Genomic DNA, 15,327 nt, shown 5'->3' on the forward strand with positions numbered 1-15,327 from the left:
CGTCTGGTGTCTCGCGCGAGTGGCGGAATTGGCAGACGCGCTGGCTTCAGGTGCCAGTGCTCGAAAGGGCGTGCGGGTTCAAGTCCCGCCTCGCGCACCAGTGGATGTGACACGAAGGCCCTCGAGGAATCGGGGGCCTTCGTCGTGTCCGGGGTCGCTCAGCGAGCATGCTCCGGTCGCTCGCGGACTCGTTGCACCTCGAGGACGACGACCGCGACCCCGACCGCCGTCGCTGTCCCGAGCACGGTCACGATCGGGAGTGCCGCCGACGCGAGGACGACCGCCGCAGCGACGAGGAACAGCGCGGAGGCTCCGGTGGAGATCCGCCCGCGGAGGAGGACGAACCACACCGCGACCATGAACACGGTGACCGGCACCGTGAGCGAGAACGAGGCGTCGGCGGCGGTGAGATGCTCGCCGGCCTCGGTCAGGAGGTCGAGCTCCACCTCGATCCCCGCCGAGACGGCTCCGGCGGCGGCGAAGACGAAGTAGTGCGCGTACCCGAAGGTGAAGCCCTGCCGGGCTGACGTCAGTCGATCAGCCTGCTCGCGGCTGAAGTACATCCACCACATGCCGGCCGCGAGGACGATCCCGGCGACGGCGAGGCCGACGAGACCGTCGATGCGGCGGTCGGCGTTGGCGGCGTCGATGATGGCGTTCGCCGAGCCGAGCAGGCTCTCACCGAGCAGGATCAGGGTGAAGAGGCCGTAGCGTTCCGCAACGTGGTGGGGGTGCCACGGCGTGCGGTGGACACGCTCGGCCCACACGGGCACCAGTACCTCGAGGAGCATCGCGGGCCAGAAGGTCCAGAACTGCCCCTCGACCGGCAGGGCCAGGCGGGCCACCCAGAGCACCTGCACCAGGCTGATGCCGATGGCGAACCGGAGGGCGACGGCCCGCTGCTCCGGGTCGGAGAGCGCGAGCCGGAGCCACTGCGCCACCATCGCGAGGCGCATGATGACGTAGCCGACGGTGATGATCGCCCAATCACCCTCCACCATGGCGTCGTGCACGCCGGCCGCGAGCACGAGGACACCCGCCATCTGCACGATGGTCGTCAGTCGGTAGAGCCAGTCGTCGGTGTCGAACGCGGAGGCGAACCAGGTGAAGTTCATCCACGCCCACCAGATGGCGAAGAAGATCATCGCGTAGGAGATGGTCGTCTCCGCGGCGTGGCCCTCGACGATGCCGTGGTGGAGGTTCTGCGAGGCCTGCGAGACCGCGACGACGAAGACGAGGTCGAAGAGCAACTCGAGCGGACTCGCGACGCGGTGGCCCTCGCCGGGGTCGCGGCCGGACATGCGGAGGAGGCCCAGTCGGTTCAGCATGGTCTCAGTGTGCCGCCTCAACGGATGCCAAGGGCACTTGACACTCCCAGGGATGACAAGCACACTTGACGCATGTCAGGTTTCCTTGTCACTCCGGTCCTCACCGTCGAGGTGCCCCGATGAGGCCCGCGACCGGCGGACGCGAGGGTCACGGCCGCGAAGCCTTCCGGCGGCTCGCCGCGATGAGTGCCCGCGACGTGCTGAGGAATCCCCTGACCGGGGTCTCGATGTGGTTCATGACGGGCATCATCCTCGTGATCTACGTGTCGATGTGGCTGGCGTTCGTCGTGCTCGGGCCCGCTCCGGTCGCCTCCGTGGATGCTGCGGACCCCCGCATCGCGTCCGCCCTCGAACGGGCCGGCGTCCGCGTGGTCGCCGAGGACGCACCCGAGCGGAACACCGTCGTGACGGTCGTCGATGGTCGGGCGCTGGTCGTCCTCGACGCGTCCGACCAGGCCGCCTGGGATCCGATCTGGTTGGGCCTTCGCGACGCGGGCGTCCGTGCCGACGCCGTGACCGTGGTGGACGACGAGGGCGACGCCGAGCTCGACCCCCTGCAGGAGAACCTCGGGATCGTGGTCCTGGTCGGGGTCGCGAGCGTCGCGTTCATCGGGACGACCGTCCCTCTGGTCGCGATGCGGGAGCGCGGACTCCTCCGTCTGCTCGGCACGACACCCCTCCGGCGCTCGACCTTCCTCCTCGCACAGCTCCCGCTCCGCGCGCTGGTCGCCGTCGGCGTACTGCTCCTGACCGCCGGGATCGCGGTGTGGCGCCGGTACGTCGACGGGCTCGACCTGCTGACCCTCGGCACGTCCTTCCTCCTGGGGACGACGATGTTGTTCGCCGTCGCGCTGGCGTCCGCCGCCCGATCGCGGAACGCCGAGGCGACCCAGCAGACGATGGTGATGGTGACCCTCGGACTCGTCTTCGCGTCCGGAGGGCTGCTGCCGCAGGCGATCCTGCCCGCTGCGGTGCAGGTCGTCATGAACTGCCTGCCGACCACCTGGTTCGTGGCCGCCACCAGCGCCTCCCTGACCGGGGCCGAACCCTTCCTGCCCGTGCCGGCGCTGTGGGGGCTCATGGCCGTCGTCACCGTCGCCGCCGGGGCGCTCGCCGTGCGGCGGTTCGAGTGGGATCAGTCCGAACGCCGGCCGGGCGCGACAGAGACATCAGAGACATCCGAGACATCCGACACACGAAGCGAGGTCACAGCATGAGAGCGAACACCGACCGGGGATCGACCCCGCAGGAGCGACGAGCGTCCCTGCGGTACCTGTGGGAGATCGCGGCCGGGGCCATCGGCTTCCTCGTGACCTTCCTCTTCCTGCCGGAGATCGTCCGGACCGAACCGGGCTCCGCCGCAGGCGTGGTCGTCGCGCTCGTCCCACTCGTCCCCGTGGTCTGGATCGCGGTCGCGCTGATCCGCCACGTCGGCCGTGTCGACGAGCTGCAACGCGGACTCCTGCTCCTGAGCCTCGCGATCGGGTTCGGCGCGGCGATGCTGATCAGCCTCGTGATCGTGTTCCTCTCGACCGCGGCGATCGTCGTGGATCAGCCCGAGTGGTGGGTGTTCATCGGCGGGATGGCGGTCTGGGGCGTCAGCATCGGCGTCCTCTCGTTCCGGGCGAACCGATGAAGAACGACGTCCGCGCACTGCGCACCGAACGCGGATGGACCCAGGTCCAGTTCGCTGAGGCCCTCGGGGTCTCCCGGCAGACCGTGAACGCCCTCGAGACCGGCCGCTACGACCCGTCGCTGCCCCTGGCGTTCCGTGTCTCCGCCCTCCTCGCGCGCCCGATCGAGGAGATCTTCTTCCCGGGCGAACACGATGCCCCGCCGTCTGGAGGACGACGATGAACGACCACGCCAGAGCTGTCATCACCGTCGATCGGCTCAGCAAGCACTATGGAGACCGGACCGTCCTGCGCGACGTCTCCCTGAGCGTCCGGGAGGGCGAGGTGTTCGGACTCCTGGGGCCGAACGGTGCCGGGAAGACCACCACGCTGGAGACCATCGTCGGACTCCGGCGACCCAGCGCCGGAACCGTCCGGGTGCTCGACCACGACCCCGCGAGCGACCGCCGCTTCGTGACGGAGCGCCTGGCGGTGCAGCCGCAGGCCGCCACGCTGTTCCCGACGCTGACCGTCGCGGAGACGCTCGAGCTCTTCGCCTCGTTCCACGCCCGCGTCCGCCCGCCCGAGGACGTCCTGGACGAACTCGAGCTCGGCGACGCCCGCCGGGGGCGGGTGAAGCACCTCTCCGGCGGGCAGGAGCGGCGCCTGCTCATCGCCATCGCCCTGATCGGCGACCCCGAGATCGTGGTGCTCGACGAACCCTCCGCCGGACTCGACCCACAGGCTCGCCGCAACCTGTGGTCCATCATCCGGCGCCAGCAGGAACGTGGCACCACGATCCTGCTGTCGACGCATCACATGGACGAGGCCACGCAGGTCTGCGACCGGATCGCGGTGCTCGTGGACGGGTCGATCGCCGCCATGGGGGAGCCGGAGACACTGGTCCGGGAGCACGCCTCCACGGCGACAGTGACGTTCGAGATCCCCGATGCGACCACGGTCGCCGAGTTGCAATCCCACGACATCCCCGGTGCGATCACCGTGACGGCGAAGGGCGCGCTCAGCCTCGTCGAGGTCGTGACCGACGATCCCGACGCCGTCCTCCGCAGACTCACCTTCTCCACCGGCCTCCGGCCGCGGGGGTTCCGCGTCGCGCACGGCTCGCTGGAGGACCTCTTCATCGACCTCGCGAACCGCCCGCGATCCTCGGCCGAGGGCGAGCGGGCGCACGAGCGGTGAGCACGAGCACGATGCAGACGTTCCGGTCGCAGCTTCGGAGCTTCACCACGGCCCACGCGCGCGACCTCCTCCGGGACCCGAGCTCGGCCATCATCCTCGTGGCCAGCTTCCTCGGCTTGATCGGGTTGCTCTGGGGCGTCGACGTCATCGTGGCGGGAGCCGGTGGAGCCCCGGCCGGGGTACTCGAGCGCGGCCTGCCCCTGGTGGCGACGACCGGGCTCATGGCGGTCGCATTCATGCTCACCACGGTCCCGCTCGTCCGGCATCGCGGTACCAGCCTGCTGCGCGCCCTGTCGACGACGCCGGCGCGTCATGACGCGTACCTGCTCGGGCACCTGCCGATCCGCCTCGGCGTGGTCGTGGGGCAGACGGTCGTGATCGTCGCCCTCGCGGCCTGGACGTCGCCGGAGCGTCCGCTCGGCGACCTCGTGGCCGTCGCGGTCACGGTCCTGTTCGGCGGTGCCATGCTGCTCGGGCTCGGATACCTGCTCGCCACCCGGCTGTCGAACCCGGATGTCGCGATGCAGCTGGCGTACCTGCTGCCGATGCTCGCCCTCGTGACGTCCGGGGCGCTCTTCCCGCTCTCGGTCCTCCCCGAGTGGGCCGCTGGGATCTTCCGCGTCCTCCCCTCGACGTGGATCGTCGGCACGCTCGACGCGATCCTCTCGCAGACGCCGCCACCGGCACCGCTCGCGGTGATGTGGGGGCTCCTGGCGGCCTGCGCGCTCGTGGCGGGTCTCGCCGTCGGACGACTCCACCGCTGGGGTGGGCGCGAACGCCTGGCGTGATGCCGGCGGGTCAGGACCGTCGCGGTGGCGCCGTCGACTCGCGGACGATGAGCTGCGAATCCAGACTCGCGACCGACCGCGGGGCGGCACCGGCCATGGCGCGCACGAGGACCTCGACCGCGAGTGATCCGCAACGGTTGATGGCGAGTCGGACGGTCGTGAGCCCGGGCTGACGGATCGAGGCCATCTCGATGTCGTCCGTGCCGATGATGCTGAGGTCTTCCGGGCACCGCTTGCCCAGGGTCCTGACGCCGGATTCGATGCCGAGGGCGACGAGGTCGTTGTAGGCGACGACCGCGGTCGCACCGCTCGCGACGATCGTCGCCGCTGCGGCCAGGCCGCCCTGGATCGACGCCGCCTGGTGACCCAGGCGGGTGAACTCGATGTCGAGGACGGCGCACGCCGCGGCGACGGCGTCCCCACGACGCAGATCCGCCCAGGAGTGTTCGGGGCCGGCGGCGTAGGCGATGTGCCGGTGTCCGAGGGCTGCCAGGTGCTCGACCGCCTGCCGGGGACCGCTCTCCGTGTCCATCACCACGTACGGCAGACCCTCGATGATGCGGTTGACCACCACGACGGGGGTGTCGCCCACGAGCGCGCGGATCTCGTCGTCGGGGAGGCGGGGGGAGCAGAGGAGCATCCCGTTGAGCTTCCGCGCCAGTTCGAGCTGTTCGTGCTCCCGATGCAGGTCCTCATCGGTGTCGAACAACACCGGGCGGTGGCGTCCCTGCCAGGCCTGGGCGTGGACACCCTTCAGGAGTGTCGCGTACACGGGGCTCGCGACGTCGGGGACGATGACGCCGAAGGTCTTCTCCGTCGTCGCGCCGTTGGGGTTGGCGTACCCGAGGTCCGCCGCCGCGCTCAGGACCCGTTCCAGCGTCGCGTCGGCGAGTCGGTCCGGTTCGCCGAAGGCCCGCGATGCGGTGGCGATGGAGACGCCGGCGTGACGGGCGACATCGGTCAGGGTGGCGGTCACGGTTGATCCTTCGCGGGGTCTGGTCTACTCATGATGCGGCATGCCCGCGCCATGAAACTACTTGACAAACTTTGTACAAACCAATCAGAATCGCTTTCATGACGATCGATGCGGATCTCCGCCAGCCGATGCTGCAGCGCCCCGAGGCTACGCGATGACGGGCCCGATCGGGCGACTCGGTGCCGGTTCCGCCCCGCAGCCCGGACACCCCGTACCCTCCGCAGCCGGTGTCCTGCACCTCGGCCTCGGCAACTTCCATCGGGCCCACCAGGCCGTGTACACGGCTGCAGCATTGCGTGCCGGTGGTGACGACTGGGGCATCATCGGTGTCGCCTCACGCTCCCGCACGGTCGTCGACGCCATGCAGGCGCAGGACCTCCGCTACGCCGTCGCCGAGATCTCGCCCAGCGGGACGGCCATCACCGTGCCCGCCGTGCACACCGACGTCTTCGTCGCCGCAGCGGACCCCCAACGTGTCGTCGCCGGTCTCGCCGACGAGCGCATCCGGGTCGTGACGCTGACCGTGACGGAGCACGGGTACAGCACCTCACCGTCGACGGGCCTACTGGACCTCTCGGACCCGCTCATCGCCGCCGACCTGCGCGGCGGTGCACCCCGGACCACCATCGGCCAGCTCGCGCGCGGACTGCAGCGGCGCGCATCCGGAAACGGTGCCCCCGTGACGATCCTCAGCTGCGACAACCTCAGCGAGAACGGGGCCCGCACCGAGGCGCTCGTCCGGACCTTCCTCGGCGAACTGCCCGGCTCGGAGGGTGCGGAGGCGCTCGCCTACCTCGACAGTGCCGTCGCCTTCCCCTCCAGCATGGTCGACCGCATCGTGCCCGCCACGACCGCCCAGCTGCGCGACCTCGTATCGGCGCGCCTCGGCGTCCGTGACGAATCGCCCGTCTCCGCCGAACCGTTCACCATGTGGGCGATCGAGGACCGCTTCGCCGCCGCACGCCCCGCCTGGGAGGCCGGCGGGGCGGTGTTCACCGACGAGGTTGGCGCGTACGAGCAGATGAAGGTGCGGCTGCTGAACGGGACGCACTCCCTCATCGCCTACCTCGGCGCGCTCCGCGGGGCGGCCACGATCTCCGAGGCGATCGCCATGCCCGACGTGGAATCGGCTGCGCGGTCGATCCTCCACCACGAATACGAACCCTCGGTGCGATTCCCCGCCGGAGTCGACGTGGACACCTACGAAGCGCAGCTCTTCGAACGATGGGCGAACCACGCCCTCGGGCACCGCACCGCGCAGGTCGGCACCGACGGCTCGGTGAAACTCCGCCAGCGCATCCCGGAGCCCGCCCTCCGCAGCCTCGACAGCGGATCGACACCGCATCTCATCGCGCTCACCGTCGCGGCCTACCTGTCCTGCATCGCCCCGATGCCCGGGTTCGACCCCGGTCCGCACGCGCGGGCCATGGTCGACCCGGCCCGCGAGGAACTCGCCCGCCTCGCGGACGCCTCGACGGACGGCGCGCAGCTCGCCCACCGGGTCATCGCCGGCCTCCACCTCTTCGGACAGGAGCTCGCCGAGCGACCGGCGTTCATCGCCCGGGTCGGCGAGCTGATCGACACCATCGCGCGACACGGCGTCGACGCGGCGATCCAGGACAGCGTCGCCGCCACGGCCCGACCGACCACCACGACAGGAGCCCTCCGATGAAGACGCTCGCGATCCACGGCGCAGAGGACATCCGCTGGGAGGACACCGACACCCCGGAACCCCGCGACGGCGAGGTCCGCCTCCGGGTGCGGTACGTCGGCATCTGCGGATCCGACCTGCACTACTACTTCCACGGCGCGAACGGCGAGTACGTCATCCGCGAACCCCTCACGCCCGGCCACGAACTCTCCGCCGAGGTCGACGCGGACCCGTCCGGTCAGCTCGCCCCCGGCACCCGGGTCACCGTGCACCCCGCCCGCTACGGCCCCAGCCTGCCCGGGCTCGAGGACCGCCCACACCTGCGACCGGGCGGCGACTACCTCGGCAGCGCCGCAGCGGACCCGCACCGACAGGGTGGCGCAGCGGAGTACCTGATCGTCGAACGGTCGATGCTGCGCGTCCTGCCCGAAGCGCTCCCGCTCCAGCGCGCGGCGCTCGCCGAACCCCTGGCCGTGGCCATGCACGCGGTCGGACTCGCCGGGGACCTCCGCGGCGCCCGGGTCCTCGTCCTCGGTGCCGGCCCCATCGGCCTGCTCGTGATCGCCGCCGCCGTGCGTGCCGGAGCGACCGCGGTCACGGCGAGCGACATGCGGGAGGAGGCCCTCCACCGCGCCGCCACGGTCGGGGCGGAGACGCTCCTCCTCGTGGGACGCGACACCGTCGCCGACGAGTCCGCCGACGTCGTCTTCGAATGCTCCGGTGCGCCCGTCGCCCTCACCCAGGCGGTCCGCGCGGCGAAGCGAGCCGGAACGATCGTCCAGGTCGGCATGCTCCCCGACGCCGCCAGTCCGATCAACCTCGCGCCGATGCTCGCCAAGGAACTCACCATCCGCGGTGCGTTCCGGTTCTCGACCGAGATCGACGAGGCGATCGCCTTCCTCGCCGAGAGCGACCTCCTCGACCGTGTCGTGACCCACGTCCTCCCCGCCGAGGAGGCGGTCGACGCGTTCGCCGTCGCCCGCGACTCCTCCCGTTCCGCGAAGGTGCTCCTCGCCTTCTGAGTCGCACCCCACCGCTCCACCTCCACTCCCGCTTCATCCCGTAGGTCCGAAGGAGTACCTCATGTCAGACCCGAAATCAGCAGTCGCCACCGGCGACCCGACCGCGAACCGTTCCGTCCGCGACCTCGTCCGGGCGGCCATCTCCGGCTGGCTCGGCACCGCGCTCGAGTTCATGGACTACCAGCTCTACTCGCTGGCCGCCGCGCTCGTGTTCGCCGACCTCTTCTTCTCCAACGAGGACCCGGCCATGGCCGTCGTCGCCGCGATGGCGACCTACGGTGTCGGCTACGTCGCCCGCCCGGTCGGTGCCTTCTTCTTCGCCCGGCTCGGTGACAAGACCGGCCGGACGAAGGTCCTCTTCTACACGATCCTGCTCATGGGGCTGTCGACGACGCTCATCGGCTTCCTGCCCACCTACTCGCAGGTGGGGCTCCTCGCGCCGATCCTGCTGGTGCTCCTGCGGATCGCGCAGGGCTTCGGAGCGGGCGCGGAGATCTCGGGTGCCGGCGTCATGCTCGCCGAATACGCCCCAGCGAAGCGACGCGGCATCATCGCCTCGCTCGTCGCACTCGGGACCAACTGCGGCACCCTCCTCGCCTCGGCACTGTGGGCCGGCCTGCTCCTCGCGTACAGCGAGGACGAGGTCATCGCCTGGGCCTGGCGCATCCCCTTCATCGGCAGCGTCGTGATCATGCTGTTCGCGGTCTGGGTCCGCTTCAACCTCAAGGAGAGCCCGGTCTTCGAGGAGCGTGACGACGTCGTCGACGGCAAGGCGCTCACCAAGCAGGAGACGATCGCCCTCGCGACCGAGACCGGCAACCTCCGCACCCTCGAGGCGATGAACCGCAAGCCGATCAAGGCGTTCGCCATCGCGCTCCTCCTGCGCTTCGGACAGGCGGGCAACTCGGGACTCGTGCAGACGTACCTCATCAGCTACATCACCGTCGTCCTGCTGCTCGACCGGTCGATCGGCGTGAACGCCGTCATCGTCTCCTCGCTCGTCGCCTTCATCACCGTGCCGCTCTCCGGCTGGCTCGGTGACCGCTACGGACGGAAGCGCATGTACATGGTGTGGGCGATCATCGCGCTCATCGTCATCGTCCCGACCATGCTCATGATCCACAGCAAGGAGACCGCCCTGGTCTTCGTCGGCTACGTCGTCCTGCACAACCTGGCCGTGATGAGCTTCGCGTCGCTGGAGAACCTGACCCTGCCGGAACTCTTCGGTGCGCGGAACCGCTACACCTATACGGCGATGGCCCGGGAGATCGCGGCGATCGTCGCGACCGGCGCCGGCCCCGTCATCGCCGCCGCGTGGGTGTCCGCCGCCACCGGCTCCTTCATCCCGATCATCATCATGCTCGGCGTCTTCACCCTCTGCGCGCTCATCGCGTCCATCTGGATGCCGGAGGTCGCCGGTCGTGACCTCACCGACCCGCGCGACGCCATCTGAGCCGCCTCGACCTCCTCGAAAGGAACCCCATGAGCATCGAACGCGCGGACGTCATCGTCACGAGTCCCGGCCGAAACTTCGTCACCCTGAAGATCACCACCAGTGACGGGGTGGTCGGCTGGGGCGACGCGACCCTCAACGGGCGCGAGCTCGCCGTCGCGTCGTATCTCGGCGACCACGTCGCGTCGATGCTGATCGGGCGCGACGAGGACCGCATCGAGGACACCTGGCAGTACCTGTACCGCGGGCCGTACTGGCGTCGTGGGCCGGTCACGATGGCGGCCATCGCGGCGGTCGACATGGCCCTCTGGGACATCAAGGCGAAGAAGGCCGGCGTGCCGCTGTACCAGTTGCTCGGCGGGGCGAGCCGATCGGGCATCCGCGCGTACGCCCACGCCTCCGGCACGGACTACCAGGCGCTCGCGAACGCGATCACCGGCTACCAGGAGCTCGGCTTCACCGCCGTGCGCGTGCAGACCGGTGTGCCGGGGCTCGGGCAGGTCTACGGGGTGTCCGCCGCAGGTCCCGGTGTCCGCTACGACTACGAGCCGGCGAAGCGGGCGTCCGACGGCTCGGCGGCGACGGCGCCCACCGAGGAGTCCTGGGACACCGCCGGGTACCTCGCGCACATGCCGGGCGTGTTCGAGCGGATCCGCGAGGACTTCGGGACGGGCCTCCGGATCCTGCACGACGGACACCACCGCATGTCGCCGATCGAGGCCGCACGGTTCGCGAAGGACATCGAGCCGTACAAGCTCTTCTGGCTCGAGGACTGCACCCCGGGGGAGGACCAGACCGCCCTGCGACTCGTCCGCCAGCACTCGACCACGCCGTTGGCGATCGGTGAGGTCTTCAACTCGGTGTACGACTACCAGACCCTCATCACCGAGCGCCTCATCGACTACGTGCGTTCGGCGGTGACGCACACCGGCGGCATCACGGCGATGAAGAAGCTGCTCGACTTCGCGGCGATCTACGGGATCCGGTCCGGCATCCACGGCCCCACCGACATCTCGCCCATCGGGATGGCCGCGGCCCTGCACCTCGACCTCGCGATCCACAACTTCGGGATCCAGGAGTACATGCCGCACAACGAGCAGACCCTCGAGGTGTTCCGGACATCGTTCACCTTCGACGAGGGCTTCCTGCACCCCGGCGAGCAGCCCGGCCTCGGCGTCGAACTCGACGAGGAGGCGGCTGCGGCGTTCGAGTACACGAAGGCGTACCTCCCGGTGAACCGGCTGACGGACGGTACCGTCCACGACTGGTGAGGGCTGTGCGCTGCGCCGCCGGAGCTCCGGTGCGCGGCCGACGATAGGGTGAGGACCCGTGACGGCCGCCCTTCCCCCTGAGCACCGCGAGACGACGCCACGCGGCGTCCTCGTCTCCGTCGTCGCCTCGTTCCTGTTCGCGGCGCTGTTCTTCCTGCCGCCGCTGCTGGAGCCGTTCGAGGCGAACGAGATCTTCGCCTGGCGGGTGATCGCCACGGTGCCGGTGCTCGCCGCTCTCGTCGGGGTGTTCGGCTGGTGGCGGGACGTCCGCGACATCGCGCTCCGTCTCGCTCGTCGCCCGCTCCTCGTCCTGGTGATCGTGCTCGACGGGCTCCTGCTGTCGGTACAGCTGTGGCTGTTCGGCTGGGCACCGCAGACCGGCCACGGGCTCGAGCTCGCGCTCGGGTACCTGCTGATGCCGCTGGCGATGGTCGTGGTCGGCGTCGTCCTGCACCGGGAACGCCTCGCCCCACTGCGCATCGCCGCGGTGGCCGCTGCGGCCGTCGGGGTCACTGCGGCGATCGTGGTCGCCGGCGGACTCTCGTGGGCGACCGTCGCCGTCGCGCTCGGCTACCCGGTGTACTTCGCGATCCGTCGCCGGGCCGGGCTCGACTCCATCGGCGCGTTCTGCTTCGAGCTGCTCGTCCTGGTGCCCGTCGCGGTCGTGCTCGCCCTGCAGCCGTCGTCGCTCGACGTCCTGGCGGCCCACCCGCAGCTGGGGTGGGGGATCCTCCTGCTCGGCGTGATCGGCGGCGTCGCCCTCGTGCTCTACCTCGTCGCGAGCCGCCTGCTGTCGTTCGGCGTCTTCGGGCTGCTCAGCTACCTGGAACCGGTGCTGCTGGTGCACGTCGCGGTGCTGCTCCTCGGGGAGTCGCTGACGCTCACCGACGTCTTCGTCTACGGGCCGATCGTGCTCGCCCTCGTGCTGCTGGGCCTCGAGACCGTGCGCCGCCCGAGCCGCTGAGTGCAGGCCCACCATCGGCGCGTCGCCGCGAACCTGGGAAGTCAAGCCTGCAGGCGCCTTCCACTCGGCCGCCTAGCCTGAGGGCATGGTTACGAAGCATGCTCAAGCAGTGTCGCTCGAGTCGCCGTTCCCACGTGTCGAGGACTCGGCCGAGCGTCATCATGTCGTCCCGATCGGGACCCGCCAGTGGCGGATCTCGAACGACGCCGACCCGTCATCGCCCGAATGTCGTCTCGCCTACGTGGAGGCGCAGGGCACCGGGTACGACGTCCTCATCGTGGCGCCCAGCCCGCCCGAATGGCTGCACGTCGACACCTTCGACGAGGCGAAGCGGGCCGCCGTCCGGCGCCCGACACTCCTGCTCTGACTCGCTCCACCAACGTTCATTCGCCCATGTTTGGGCGACGGAGTGCCCGTTCGCCCAAACATGGGCGAATGAAGGGGATGCGCGAGTGGCTGCTCAGCTCGCGGGCGCTGCGAGGTGCCAGTAGGTGACTCGCGCGCCCGGATAGGTCTCGGTGATCGCGTTCGTCACAGAACGGTAGTGGCTGTCGAGTGTGTGGCCGGCGAAGTACACCTGCCGGTCGGCACCATCACCGACGATCCTCGTCACGATGCCGGTGTGATCCTCGTCGCCGGAGTCGTCCCAATCGAACTGGACGATGTCGCCGAGCTGCAACGCGCTGAGGTCGGTGGCGGCGAGTTCCGTCGCCCGTTCGGGGTGGGCCCGGAGATAGCGCTCGAACAGTGTCGAGCTCACCCACGCGTCCGAATACTCGTGGTCGCCGTCGGCATCGGTGTCGAACGACCAGCCATCGTCCATCTGCCACCCGCGAGCAATGAGTGACTGACTGGCGAAGTTGACGCAGTCGGAGTCCGGCAGGGCGCCGTACTCGGCGTCGTTGTAGGCGTTCCAGTGCGCGTGCACGTAGTCGAGCTGCGCCTGGATCGACGCGTCGTCGGAGCGCTGCTCGATCTGCTCGGGTGAGCATCCCGACAGACCGATCGCCGCGGCCGCCACGGTGACCGCAACGAGCGTGGCGCGGAGGCGCCGTGTGATTCCCGAGCCGATCATCAGACCAACGTTAGGCGTGCCCTGCTGGGGGAACCGTGTGGGTCGGTCCGTCCGACACGATGGCGCGGGGTCGTTCATCGGTCGCGGCGAGATCTGAGATCATGCAGTGTCGCCCGGATGGTACGCGATCCGTCGTGTCGCCATCTGCAGCACGACGCGGTTGCCTGCTCCGGGAGCAACCGCGTGAACCGGGCCCGGACGAAAGGGCACTCCGTGATCCAACCCTCGCCGCCGTCGACGAATCGACCTCCGCTCGGTGGAGGCCTGGTGACCGTGATCATCGCGGCGTTCGTGCTGCAACTCGTCGGCTACGCAGCGCCTCTCGCGATGATGATCGCCGGCACCGCTCCATTCGCGGCGGCCGTCGAAGCCGAGCTGAACGCTCGAGGGTTCACCGGTGAAGACCTCCTCGAGGACGGGTTCATCGACGAGTCGATGCCCTCGCCCGCAGAGGCTCGTGCCCAGGCGAACGCGACGCTCACCGCGGCCTCGTCGCTCATCCCGTTCAACACGATCATCAGCGAAGAGGGCGAATGGGAGGAGTTGGCGTGCTCTTCAGCTGCTTCGGACGGCAGCGAGGTCTCCTTCGCGCGCTCGATGAAGACGTTCGAGGTCGCTCCGGGCACGAGTGAATCGTCGGAGCAGACGATCGCCGACTACTTCGCCGACGAAGGCTGGCCGGTCTACCTCGGTGGCACCGACGAGCCGACCTGGATCAGCTTCGACCTCTCGGAGTCGGCCGAGGCGATCGACCTGCAGAGCTTCGACGACGCCCTGGGTGTGCAGGCGTACACCGAGAGGGCCCGGGAGTACGTGGTGCTGATCTCCGACGAGGGCTGCTACCGCTGACGGGTTCAGACGCTCCCGCGACGCACGATCGACGTGGGGACGAACGAGCCGGTGGGGGAGATGGTCTCGCCCCGCAACTGCGCGAGCAGCACCTCCGCGGCCCGCTCACCGACGGCCGCTGCCGGCTGATGGACGGTCGTGAGCGGCGGGTGACAGCGCAGGGCCCAAGCCGAGTCGTCGAAGCCGACGACCGACACGTCCTCAGGGACCCGCCGACCGGCGGCGCGCAACGCCTCGAGGGCACCTGCCGCGACCGCGTCGGACGCCGCGAAGAGGCCGTCGATCTCCGGTACTCGTGCGAGGAGTTCGGTCATGCCGGAGAAGCCGTCCTGATGGGAGTAGAACGGGACCTCGACGACGAGCCGTTCGTCGAACCGGTCGCCGAGGGCGTCACGGAATCCGGCGAGTCGGTCTGAGCCGGAGTCGCGGTCGAGCGCCGCCGCGATCATGCCGATACGCCCCCGGCCGGCACCGATCAGCTCGCGAGTGATGTCGGCAGACGCGGCACGGTTGTCGATGCCGACGAACGGGAGTTCGCGGAGGTCGGGCGGGTGGCCGACGAACGTCGCCGGGAGCCCGAGGCGTTCGATCACCCGGGTGATCGGGTCGTTCTCGCGCGCGGAGACCATGATGACCCCGTCGACGAAGCCGCCGGAGAGGTACCGGGTGATGCGGTCGGTGTCGCGTTCCGAGTCGACGACCAGGCAGACGAGCTGGTGGTCCGCCTGCGAGAGGGCCTCGTTCGCGCCGAGCAGGATGTTGCCGATGTTGGGGTCGTCGACGAAGAGACTGTGGGGCTCGTGTACGACGAACCCGACGGCCTGCGTGCGCTGCATGACGAGGTTCCGGGCGGCCGTGTTGGGCACGTACCCGACCTTCTCGATGGCGGCCTCGATCGCCTCGCGGGCCTCGGCCGAGACGTACCGCTCGCCGTTGACGACCCGGCTGACGGTGCCGCGCGAGACGCCAGCCTCGACCGCGACATCGTGCACCGTGGCCCGTTTGCGTCGAGTCGGCGGAGGGGTCACGGCTCCACCCTAGCGCCGCGCCGAACGCGCCACGGCGCTCGTCGTGTTGACAGATTCTGAAATCCGACCGTACTCTGTGTACGTTCACAGACTCTCAACGTGGAGTTGT

16 protein-coding genes and 1 tRNA gene are annotated in these 15,327 nt (G+C 69.7%); 13 read left to right on the forward strand and 4 right to left on the reverse strand.

Features of this window, described 5'->3' with window-relative positions; genetic code table 11:
* Positions 1-13: 13 nt before the first annotated feature.
* Positions 14-100 (forward strand) — tRNA-Leu (locus tag QRN26_RS03415).
* A 58-nt stretch (positions 101-158) separates the two neighbouring features.
* On the opposite strand, the gene QRN26_RS03420 is transcribed toward QRN26_RS03415, so the two are convergent.
* Positions 159-1,328 (reverse strand): low temperature requirement protein A, encoded by a 1,170-nt coding sequence (locus tag QRN26_RS03420; protein WP_285035269.1) that lies wholly within the window; start codon positions 1,326-1,328, stop codon positions 159-161.
* A 119-nt stretch (positions 1,329-1,447) separates the two neighbouring features.
* On the opposite strand from QRN26_RS03420, the gene QRN26_RS03425 reads away from it, so the two are divergent.
* Genes QRN26_RS03425 through QRN26_RS03445 form a run of 5 tightly spaced genes read left to right on the forward strand, consistent with a single transcriptional unit; the run spans position 1,448 to position 4,929 of the window.
* Positions 1,448-2,545, forward strand: coding sequence for an ABC transporter permease (locus tag QRN26_RS03425; RefSeq protein ID WP_285035271.1), 1,098 nt, complete (start codon positions 1,448-1,450; stop codon positions 2,543-2,545).
* Positions 2,542-2,964, forward strand: coding sequence for a hypothetical protein (locus QRN26_RS03430; protein ID WP_056010160.1), 423 nt, complete (start codon positions 2,542-2,544; stop codon positions 2,962-2,964). The genes QRN26_RS03425 and QRN26_RS03430 overlap by 4 nt, the downstream gene beginning before the upstream one ends.
* The gene (locus tag QRN26_RS03435) at positions 2,961-3,185 is read left to right on the forward strand and encodes a helix-turn-helix transcriptional regulator (RefSeq protein ID WP_056010156.1); all 225 of its coding nucleotides are present in this window, start codon (positions 2,961-2,963) and stop codon (positions 3,183-3,185) included. Before QRN26_RS03430 ends, QRN26_RS03435 begins: the two co-directional genes overlap by 4 nt.
* Positions 3,182-4,141 carry an ABC transporter ATP-binding protein gene (locus tag QRN26_RS03440; protein ID WP_056010153.1) on the forward strand — a complete coding sequence of 320 codons (960 nt, stop codon included), beginning with the start codon at positions 3,182-3,184 and terminating at the stop codon, positions 4,139-4,141. The genes QRN26_RS03435 and QRN26_RS03440 overlap by 4 nt, the downstream gene beginning before the upstream one ends.
* Entirely contained in the window at positions 4,138-4,929 is a 792-nt protein-coding gene (locus QRN26_RS03445; RefSeq protein WP_056780462.1) for an ABC transporter permease, read from the forward strand. Before QRN26_RS03440 ends, QRN26_RS03445 begins: the two co-directional genes overlap by 4 nt.
* A 10-nt stretch (positions 4,930-4,939) precedes the next feature.
* Here the strand turns inward: QRN26_RS03445 and QRN26_RS03450 are convergent, their stop codons facing one another.
* Complete coding sequence (locus QRN26_RS03450) at positions 4,940-5,905, reverse strand: LacI family DNA-binding transcriptional regulator (protein ID WP_056780459.1); 966 nt, start codon at positions 5,903-5,905, stop codon at positions 4,940-4,942.
* A gap of 154 nt (positions 5,906-6,059) precedes the next feature.
* On the opposite strand from QRN26_RS03450, the gene QRN26_RS03455 reads away from it, so the two are divergent.
* The 6 genes from QRN26_RS03455 (at position 6,060) to QRN26_RS03480 (ending at position 12,633) form a co-directional block, all read left to right on the forward strand.
* Entirely contained in the window at positions 6,060-7,577 is a 1,518-nt protein-coding gene (locus QRN26_RS03455) for a mannitol dehydrogenase family protein (RefSeq protein WP_056780457.1), read from the forward strand.
* Positions 7,574-8,578 carry an L-idonate 5-dehydrogenase gene (locus QRN26_RS03460; RefSeq protein WP_285035273.1) on the forward strand — a complete coding sequence of 335 codons (1,005 nt, stop codon included), beginning with the start codon at positions 7,574-7,576 and terminating at the stop codon, positions 8,576-8,578. Before QRN26_RS03455 ends, QRN26_RS03460 begins: the two co-directional genes overlap by 4 nt.
* A 61-nt stretch (positions 8,579-8,639) precedes the next feature.
* Positions 8,640-10,031, forward strand: a complete 1,392-nt coding sequence (locus QRN26_RS03465; protein ID WP_056780452.1) for an MFS transporter — start codon at positions 8,640-8,642, stop codon at positions 10,029-10,031.
* A gap of 29 nt (positions 10,032-10,060) precedes the next feature.
* The gene (manD, locus tag QRN26_RS03470; RefSeq protein WP_285035274.1) at positions 10,061-11,302 is read left to right on the forward strand and encodes a D-mannonate dehydratase ManD; all 1,242 of its coding nucleotides are present in this window, start codon (positions 10,061-10,063) and stop codon (positions 11,300-11,302) included.
* A 58-nt stretch (positions 11,303-11,360) separates the two neighbouring features.
* On the forward strand, positions 11,361-12,266 hold the full coding sequence (rarD, locus tag QRN26_RS03475; RefSeq protein WP_285035275.1) for an EamA family transporter RarD: 906 nt from the start codon (positions 11,361-11,363) through the stop codon (positions 12,264-12,266).
* Between the two features lie 85 nt (positions 12,267-12,351).
* Positions 12,352-12,633, forward strand: a complete 282-nt coding sequence (locus tag QRN26_RS03480; RefSeq protein ID WP_157580308.1) for a hypothetical protein — start codon at positions 12,352-12,354, stop codon at positions 12,631-12,633.
* Between the two features lie 93 nt (positions 12,634-12,726).
* On the opposite strand, the gene QRN26_RS03485 is transcribed toward QRN26_RS03480, so the two are convergent.
* Positions 12,727-13,341 carry an amidase domain-containing protein gene (locus tag QRN26_RS03485; protein ID WP_285035276.1) on the reverse strand — a complete coding sequence of 205 codons (615 nt, stop codon included), beginning with the start codon at positions 13,339-13,341 and terminating at the stop codon, positions 12,727-12,729.
* A gap of 267 nt (positions 13,342-13,608) precedes the next feature.
* Between QRN26_RS03485 and QRN26_RS03490 the strand changes: the two genes are divergently transcribed.
* A complete protein-coding gene (locus tag QRN26_RS03490; protein ID WP_285035277.1) occupies positions 13,609-14,190 on the forward strand; it encodes a hypothetical protein in 582 nt (193 codons plus the stop codon).
* A gap of 5 nt (positions 14,191-14,195) precedes the next feature.
* On the opposite strand, the gene QRN26_RS03495 is transcribed toward QRN26_RS03490, so the two are convergent.
* Positions 14,196-15,218 carry a LacI family DNA-binding transcriptional regulator gene (locus tag QRN26_RS03495; protein ID WP_285035278.1) on the reverse strand — a complete coding sequence of 341 codons (1,023 nt, stop codon included), beginning with the start codon at positions 15,216-15,218 and terminating at the stop codon, positions 14,196-14,198.
* Between the last annotated feature and the right edge of the window lie 109 nt (positions 15,219-15,327).

The organism is Plantibacter sp. ME-Dv--P-095, assembly GCF_030209365.1.
Classification (GTDB): Bacteria; Actinomycetota; Actinomycetes; order Actinomycetales; family Microbacteriaceae; genus Plantibacter.

Excerpts from the sequence above, each read along its gene's own strand:
- QRN26_RS03465 (WP_056780452.1), top strand. The coding sequence starts at position 8,640 with ATGTCAGACCCGAAATCAGCAGTCGCCACCGGCGACCCGACCGCGAAC.
- QRN26_RS03420 (WP_285035269.1), bottom strand. The coding sequence starts at position 1,328 with ATGCTGAACCGACTGGGCCTCCTCCGCATGTCCGGCCGCGACCCCGGC.
- QRN26_RS03485 (WP_285035276.1), bottom strand. The coding sequence starts at position 13,341 with ATGATCGGCTCGGGAATCACACGGCGCCTCCGCGCCACGCTCGTTGCG.
- QRN26_RS03425 (WP_285035271.1), top strand. The coding sequence starts at position 1,448 with ATGAGGCCCGCGACCGGCGGACGCGAGGGTCACGGCCGCGAAGCCTTC.
- QRN26_RS03480 (WP_157580308.1), top strand. The coding sequence starts at position 12,352 with ATGGTTACGAAGCATGCTCAAGCAGTGTCGCTCGAGTCGCCGTTCCCA.
- QRN26_RS03440 (WP_056010153.1), top strand. The coding sequence starts at position 3,182 with ATGAACGACCACGCCAGAGCTGTCATCACCGTCGATCGGCTCAGCAAG.
- QRN26_RS03455 (WP_056780457.1), top strand. The coding sequence starts at position 6,060 with ATGACGGGCCCGATCGGGCGACTCGGTGCCGGTTCCGCCCCGCAGCCC.
- QRN26_RS03430 (WP_056010160.1), top strand. The coding sequence starts at position 2,542 with ATGAGAGCGAACACCGACCGGGGATCGACCCCGCAGGAGCGACGAGCG.
- QRN26_RS03435 (WP_056010156.1), top strand. The coding sequence starts at position 2,961 with ATGAAGAACGACGTCCGCGCACTGCGCACCGAACGCGGATGGACCCAG.
- manD (WP_285035274.1), top strand. The coding sequence starts at position 10,061 with ATGAGCATCGAACGCGCGGACGTCATCGTCACGAGTCCCGGCCGAAAC.
- QRN26_RS03460 (WP_285035273.1), top strand. The coding sequence starts at position 7,574 with ATGAAGACGCTCGCGATCCACGGCGCAGAGGACATCCGCTGGGAGGAC.